At 65.1% G+C, this 6,656-nt stretch carries 6 protein-coding genes; 4 read left to right on the forward strand and 2 right to left on the reverse strand.

From position 1 onward, the window contains the following. Positions 1–215 precede the first annotated feature (215 nt). The gene (locus AC1VNY_RS39135) at positions 216–1,439 is read left to right on the forward strand and encodes an acyltransferase family protein (protein WP_482409176.1); all 1,224 of its coding nucleotides are present in this window, start codon (positions 216–218) and stop codon (positions 1,437–1,439) included. A gap of 23 nt (positions 1,440–1,462) precedes the next feature. Here AC1VNY_RS39135 and AC1VNY_RS39140 read toward each other — a convergent pair whose 3' ends face one another. Beyond that, on the reverse strand, positions 1,463–2,245 hold the full coding sequence (locus AC1VNY_RS39140) for a sulfite exporter TauE/SafE family protein (RefSeq protein WP_482409177.1): 783 nt from the start codon (positions 2,243–2,245) through the stop codon (positions 1,463–1,465). Between the two features lie 115 nt (positions 2,246–2,360). Continuing rightward, positions 2,361–3,743, reverse strand: coding sequence for a TAXI family TRAP transporter solute-binding subunit (locus tag AC1VNY_RS39145; protein ID WP_482409178.1), 1,383 nt, complete (start codon positions 3,741–3,743; stop codon positions 2,361–2,363). 138 nt (positions 3,744–3,881) lie between these two features. Here AC1VNY_RS39145 and AC1VNY_RS39150 point away from each other — a divergent pair, with 138 nt between their 5' ends. The 3 genes from AC1VNY_RS39150 (at position 3,882) to AC1VNY_RS39160 (ending at position 6,520) form a co-directional block, all read left to right on the forward strand. Beyond that, positions 3,882–4,937: a glycosyltransferase family 4 protein gene (locus AC1VNY_RS39150; protein WP_482409179.1), complete on the forward strand. Its 1,056-nt coding sequence runs from the start codon at positions 3,882–3,884 to the stop codon at positions 4,935–4,937. A 33-nt stretch (positions 4,938–4,970) separates the two neighbouring features. Then, positions 4,971–5,660, forward strand: coding sequence for a class I SAM-dependent methyltransferase (locus tag AC1VNY_RS39155; RefSeq protein ID WP_482409180.1), 690 nt, complete (start codon positions 4,971–4,973; stop codon positions 5,658–5,660). A gap of 242 nt (positions 5,661–5,902) precedes the next feature. Next, positions 5,903–6,520: a hypothetical protein gene (locus AC1VNY_RS39160; protein ID WP_016841638.1), complete on the forward strand. Its 618-nt coding sequence runs from the start codon at positions 5,903–5,905 to the stop codon at positions 6,518–6,520. Positions 6,521–6,656: the final 136 nt, after the last annotated feature.

Below are 6,656 nucleotides of genomic sequence, written 5' to 3' on the forward strand. Positions count from 1 at the left end.
TCCGGCGCGTCGTTGGGTCAAAGCAGTACAGGTGAGGCGTTTCAGGACGTTTGCACGAAATCGCCAAAATGGTTTCGTGCCGTTAGGGAATTGTTTCGTGCGTGTTTCGTCGCACGGTTAAGGCCGGGTTGCCGGGAAGGGGGTGTACCGCCGCAAGACAGTCTTCCTGGCACGGCGCTTGCTGTCCCAGCGCATTGTTTCGGAATGGAGTGGAAATGATGCTGGGGCACACGATCGGCAGCATGCTGGATCGGCAGAAGGGCTTCGGCCCGGGGTTCGATTTTCTCCGTATCGCACTGGCGATTTCCGTCGTCGCCGCCCACGCGCCCTATGTCGCGAGCGGCAGTGGCGACGGCGAGCAGGCGTGGATCGCCTGGTTTCCGCACTACGCAATCCTCGTGATGTTCTTCGCGCTGAGCGGGTTTCTCATCGCGGCGAGCGGCCTTCGGCTTTCCCTGAAGGAATTTCTCACCAATCGCGGCATGCGGATCATTCCGGCGCTTGCGGTCGAGATCGTGCTGTCGGCGCTGATCCTCGGGCCGATCTTCACCGCGCTGCCGCTGTCGGACTATTTCACCAACTTCGGCACCTACAAATACTTCACCAACATCATCGGCCTCGTGAACTACGTTCTGCCCGGCGTGTTCAGCGGCAATCCCGCGCCGGAGGTCAACAGCTCGCTGTGGACGGTGCCGTTCGAATATGGCTGCTACGCGCTGATGACGCTGTTCATCCTGTTCGGCCTGTTGCGCAGGCCGCCGCTCATCGTGCTCGGTGCGCTCGTGCTGGTCGGCATCGGCCTTGCGCTCGCACTCACCGGGCATAGCGCGCAATCGTCGCAACTGCCCGCCGGCGTCGCCGGCACGCTGCATGACAGGATCTTCAGCGCGGCGCCGTTCCTCGGACGCGGCGCGAAGCTGCCGGTCGCGTTTATGCTCGGCATCGCCATCTATCTCTATCGTGACCGCGTTCCCTACAACGGATGGCTTCTCGCCGCGTGCTGCGCGCTCTGCGCGGGCGCCGCGCTGCTCGGTCCGGCGGACTGGATGAGCCAGCCGGTGCTCAATCTTCTGATTGCACCGGCGCTGGTCTACATCACCGCGTATCTCGGCGTCTCGAAGCTGCCGCGGCTGCCGCTGGTCTCGCGCGGCGACTATTCCTACGGCATCTATCTCTACGGATTTCCGGTGCAGCAGGTGGTGCGGGTATGGCTGCCGCAAGCGCCCGTGATCGTTCAGTTCGCGATCGCGCTGCTGCTGATTACGCTGTTCGCCGCGTTCTCCTGGCACTGGATCGAGAAGCCGATCCTGAAACTGCGCAGCCGCTTCTCGTTCGTGGCGCGCCAGCGCCTTGCGCCGGACGACGCGGCCGCGACGCGTCCAGACATTGCGCCGCTTGCCGTTGCCGCGAACGCCGTCCGCGGCAGGCAGTCCTCCTGACGAGGAGCCAGCACTTTCGCGGTTCAGGAGCTGAGATATCCGGCCAATCCGTCCCACAGCAGCTTGGCGGCGGTGATGACCAGAATGGCGTAGCAGGCGCGGTACAGCGCGCGCTGGTCGAGACGTTCGTGCAGCCGCCATCCGGCCCAGACGCCGACCGGCACCGCCGGCACGCAAAGTGCCATCAGCATCCACAGGCTGCGCGACGGCGTGGCGAGCACGAGCCACGGGCCGGCCTTCAAGAGGTTGCCGACCGTGAAGAACAGGCTGGTGGTGCCGGCGTAAAGCGCCTTCGGCATGCCGAGCGGCAGCAGATAGATCGCAAGCGGCGGCCCGCCCGAATGCGCCACCATCGTGGTGACGCCGGAGGACAGGCCGGCGAACGTCGCCTTGAACGTCGAGCGCGGACGCGGCTTGATCTCGCCGCCGCCGAGAAACCACAGCGCGGTGAACACCAGCGTCACCACGCCCATCACGATCTCGACGGCATGCCGGTCGAGATCGCGCAGCACGAAGTAGCCGAGGCCGATGCCGACGACGAGCGCCGGCAGCAGCATCGCGAGGTCGATGCGCGACCATGTGCTCGGGCGCCAGAACCGCAGCGCGGTGACGTCCATGACGACGAACAACGGCGCCAGCAGCGCGCCCGCCGCGATCGGGTCCATCGCCAGCGACAGCAGCGGGATGCCGACGATGGCAAAGCCGCCGCCGAACGCGCCCTTCATGAAGGCGATCAGGAAGACGCCGGCCAGTGCGACCGCGAGCACGAACGGCGCGGGCAGGTCTGCGACGATGGACGTGATCATGGTGTCGTGCGAAGCGTTGTGGTGGTACTCAACATGGCCACGCGCGCCTGCACGCGCAATCGAAACATTGCTCTCGGTGCACATTGCTCTCGGTGCAATTCGGCGTGCACGCGGTCTAGCCGGCGCGCATCCGCGGCAGGCCCGGCTTGTCGCCGTTGATCACGGCGCGGCGGTCGGAGACGGCGTGGTGAAATTGCTCGAGTGTCAGCCCGATCACCGAGAGGTCGCCTTCCTCGATCGCGCCGTCGTCGTAGCAGTCGAGCGCCTCGCGCAACAGGGCATCCGCATCGCCCTGCATGGCCGCGAGCTGTTCCGGCGTTTCGGCGCCGCGCACCTGCGAGATCAGGGTCAACAGATTGTCGCGATGGGTGATGTAGTGCTCGCGCTCGTCGCGCTTCACGTAGTGGCGCAGCCAGGCGCCGGCCGAGCCGAGGCCGGAGAGCAGCAGGATGCCGCCCCAGATGTAGTCGGAGTATTTTTCGAGGAAGGTGCGCTCGGTGCCGTCGATGTAGGCGGCCGCGCCCTGATGCGCCGGCAGCGCGGCGTCCTTGTCGGTGTCGGGCTTCTCGATCTTGGCCGCCGCCGGCAGATCGCGTGCGACCTGGAGGCGCAGCGTGAACAGCTGCCGGTCGAGCGCGCCGACGGTCGCCTCGCTCAGCGCATGTTGCGCGATGATGAGGTGATTGACGCTGACGGTCTCGACCTTGTCCTCGGGCCGTGCCGGCGACGAGGAGAAGATGCTGCCGGCGATCTCCTCGGACTCATAGCGCGGATGCTTCTGCGCGATCGCCTCCGAGACGTCGATCGGGAGGAAGACCGGCTCGCCGCGCGCCGCCGCCGTCGCCGTAATCGCTTCCGCCGTTATCTTGCTGTCGAGCGGGCCGACGGTCATGTAGGCATCGAGCGAGGGGTCGCGCGCGAGGTCGGCGATCTTGTTCACGGCGAACTGGCTGACCGCGACCTTGTCGGGGTTGACGCCGGACTCGGTCAGGATCACGCGCAGCAGCGTGACGTTGGCCTGGGTGCTGCCGACCACACCGACCTTGTGGCCGGCGAGGTCGTCGATGCTCTTGATCTTCGCGGACCGCCGCTTGCCCTTGGCACCCGTGGGCGCCCACAGCACGACGACATTCTTGCGCAGGATCGCAACCGACTCGGCGCTCGCGGGCAGGTCGAGGTCGCCGCGCACCACCGCGAGGTCGACCTTGTTTGCCGTGAACAGCGCGATGCTCTCGGCGGAGCCCTGCGTCGTGACCGGCTTCAGCCGCACCGAGCTGCCGTCGTGCGCAAAGGCCTGGGCGAAACCCTGGATCAGCTTGACGTCCTCGCTGCCGGTCGGGCCGACCGCGATCGCGAGCGTCACCGGACGCAGCGCGTAATACAGCGCGCCGGCGGCGAGACCGAACACAAGCATGCCGGCCGCAAGGATCAGCAGCGACGAGTTTCGTCGCCTGAGCCTGCGGCGCTTGGCGCCGGGATTTTCACTCTGCTCTGACATCTGGCTGTCACGTTACACGAAAAACCGGCCGTTTGCCGTGAAAAACAACCTAACATTTCGATGACGTCATACGTTTGAAACATCCATGTCAGAACGTCGTGCGAGCAGAATCAAGATTAACGATTTGGATCTCCTGCAATGCGCATACTCGTTGCGACCGATGCCTGGCATCCGCAAGTCAACGGCGTGGTCCGGACGCTGACGTCGCTTGCGCGCAGCGCAGCCGGGCTCGGCGCCGAGATCGAATTCCTCACTCCCGACGGTTTCCGTTCGGTCGGCGTGCCGACCTATCCGGGCCTGCGCGTGGCGCTGCCGAACCGCCGCGAGATCGCGCGCCGGATCGAGGAGGCTGCGCCCGAGGCGATCCACATCGCGACCGAAGGGCCGATCGGCTGGGCGGTGCGCGGCTATTGCCAGCGCAACAAGCTCGCCTTCACCACATCCTATACAACGCGCTTCCCGGAATATGTTTCGGTGCGTACCGGCATTCCCGACAGCGTCGGCTATGCTGTGCTGCGCCACTTCCACGCCGCCGGCTCGATGACGATGGTCGCAACCGACTCGCTGCGGTCAGAGCTCGCCGAGCGCGGCTTCCGCAGGCTCGGCTTCTGGACCCGCGGCGTCGACACCAGGATCTTCAATCCGGACCAGCCGGCCACGCTCGATCTGCCGCGGCCGATCTTCATGACCATGGGCCGCGTCGCGGTGGAGAAGAACCTCGACGCCTTCCTGTCGCTGGACCTGCCGGGCTCCAAGGTCGTGGTCGGCGACGGCCCGCAAAGGGCGGCATTGGAACAGAAATATCCAGACGCGATTTTCCTCGGCGAGAAGAAGGGGCAGGATTTGACCTCGCACCTCGCCGCCGCCGACGTCTTCGTGTTCCCGAGCCTGACCGACACCTTCGGCGTCGTGCAGCTCGAGGCGCTGGCCTGCGGCACGCCGGTCGCCGCGTTCCCGGTCACCGGCCCGAAGGACGTCATCGCCAACCATCCGATCGGCGCGATCGACAACGACCTGCGCAGCGCCTGTCTGCGCGCGCTGACGATGTCGCGCGCCGACTGCCGCAATTTTGCGTTGGAGCGTTCCTGGGAAAACAGTGCGCGTCAGTTCATCGGCAATCTGGCCACGCTGCATCCGAGCCGCGCGCCGCGGCCCGCCCGCCGCGTTGCCGGCCGCAGTGCGGTTCCAAATTAACAGCTCAATCGAACGAGAGACGAGAGACGATCTATGGCTGAAATCATCAAGCTGGGTGCCGACCGTTCCATGGACTTCGACCGCGAGACGGTCGAGCAGGCCTATGACCGCTGGGCGCCGATCTACGACCTCGTGTTTGGCGGTGTGTTCAGCAAGGGCCGGCAGGCCGCGATCCAGGCCACCAACAAGATCGGCGGCCGGGTGCTCGAGGTCGGCGTCGGCACCGGCATCTCGCTGCCGCTCTACAGCCAGAACGTCCGCATCTTCGGCACCGACATCTCGGAAGCGATGCTGGAGAAGGCCAAGAAGCGGGTCACCGAGCAGGGTCTGAAGAATGTCGAGGGCCTCGCGGTGATGGACGCCGAGAAGCTCGAATTTCCCGACAATTCGTTCGATGTGGTGATGGCGCAGTATGTGCTGTCGGCGGTGCCGAACCCCGAAGCCGCGCTCGACGAGTTCGCCCGCGTGGTGCGTCCGGGCGGCGAACTGATCATCCTGACCCGCGTCAGCGCCGATGCCGGCGTCCGCCGCTTCATCGAGCAGAAGCTGCAGCCGGTGGTGCGCCCGCTCGGGTTCCGGACCGCCGAATTCGCCTGGTCGCGCTACACCAAATGGCTCGCGGGCGCACGCTGCATGGAGCTTGCGGAGCGCCGCCTGATTCCGCCGCTCGGCCACTTCTCGCTGGTTCGCTTCCGCAAGGCGGATGTTGCCAAAGCCGCCTGAGGCGGCCTGGCCAGGCGGTCCAGCCCGCCGCTCCTCCCGGGTGAGGTAGCGCACAGCGCGCCCCGAACCGGGAGGCTACGACCTCCTTCGCCTTTTCCCCGCAGATTTCGTCGGGATGAGGCGAGACCCTGCTCCGGTTGCGTCAAGGCGTCGCTCCGCATTGTCATATGTCATTATGATGATGTCACACGCGATACATCGAATCCCTGTAAATCCTGTCCCGAAAGATGTTGGGGGAACCAATGATCAAGAATTTCCTGCAAGAGCTGCGTACCCAGCGCTGGGATGACCATCGCTTCTACCATCACAGCCGGATCAACCAGAGCCTGCACTTCGTCAGCGCGCTGAGCTTCCTGTTCGCCTATGTGATGCTGTTCTTCGATCCGGTCGTGTCGGCGCTGGTCGGCTGGCTGGTCTCGATGACCTCGCGCCAGGCCGGTCACTTCTTCTTCGAGCCGAAGGGTTACGACCACGTCAACCAGGCGACCCACGAGCACAAGGAAGACATCAAGGTCGGCTACAATCTGCAGCGCAAGGTCGTGCTGATGGCGATCTGGGCACTGTCGCCGATGGTGCTGTACTTCGATCCGACGCTGTTCGGCCTGTTCAAGCCCTGGGTCACGATGGGCGACTTCACCCGCCAGGTGGCCAAGATCTGGCTCGTGGTCGGCGTCGGCGGCCTCCTGTTCCGCACCATCCATTTGTTCTTCATCCGCGATGTCGAGACCGGGCTCGTCTGGATGACCAAGATCATCACCGACCCCTTCAACGACCTGAAGCTCTATCACAAGGCGCCGCTGTTCCTGATGAAGGGCGAACTGATCGATCCGGGTCTCGAGAAGCACGTCAAGCACGCCTGATCGTTGCTCCCAGCGTCTTCAAACTGCGTCATGCCCGGGCTTGTCCCGGGCATCTACGTTCCTAGGGTTCTCGTGAAGATTTTACGCCGCGCTGCTGGCCACAACGGGACTACGCTCCCTCTCCCGCTTGCGGGGG

The sequence above is a fragment of the Bradyrhizobium ferriligni genome, from assembly GCF_056837965.1.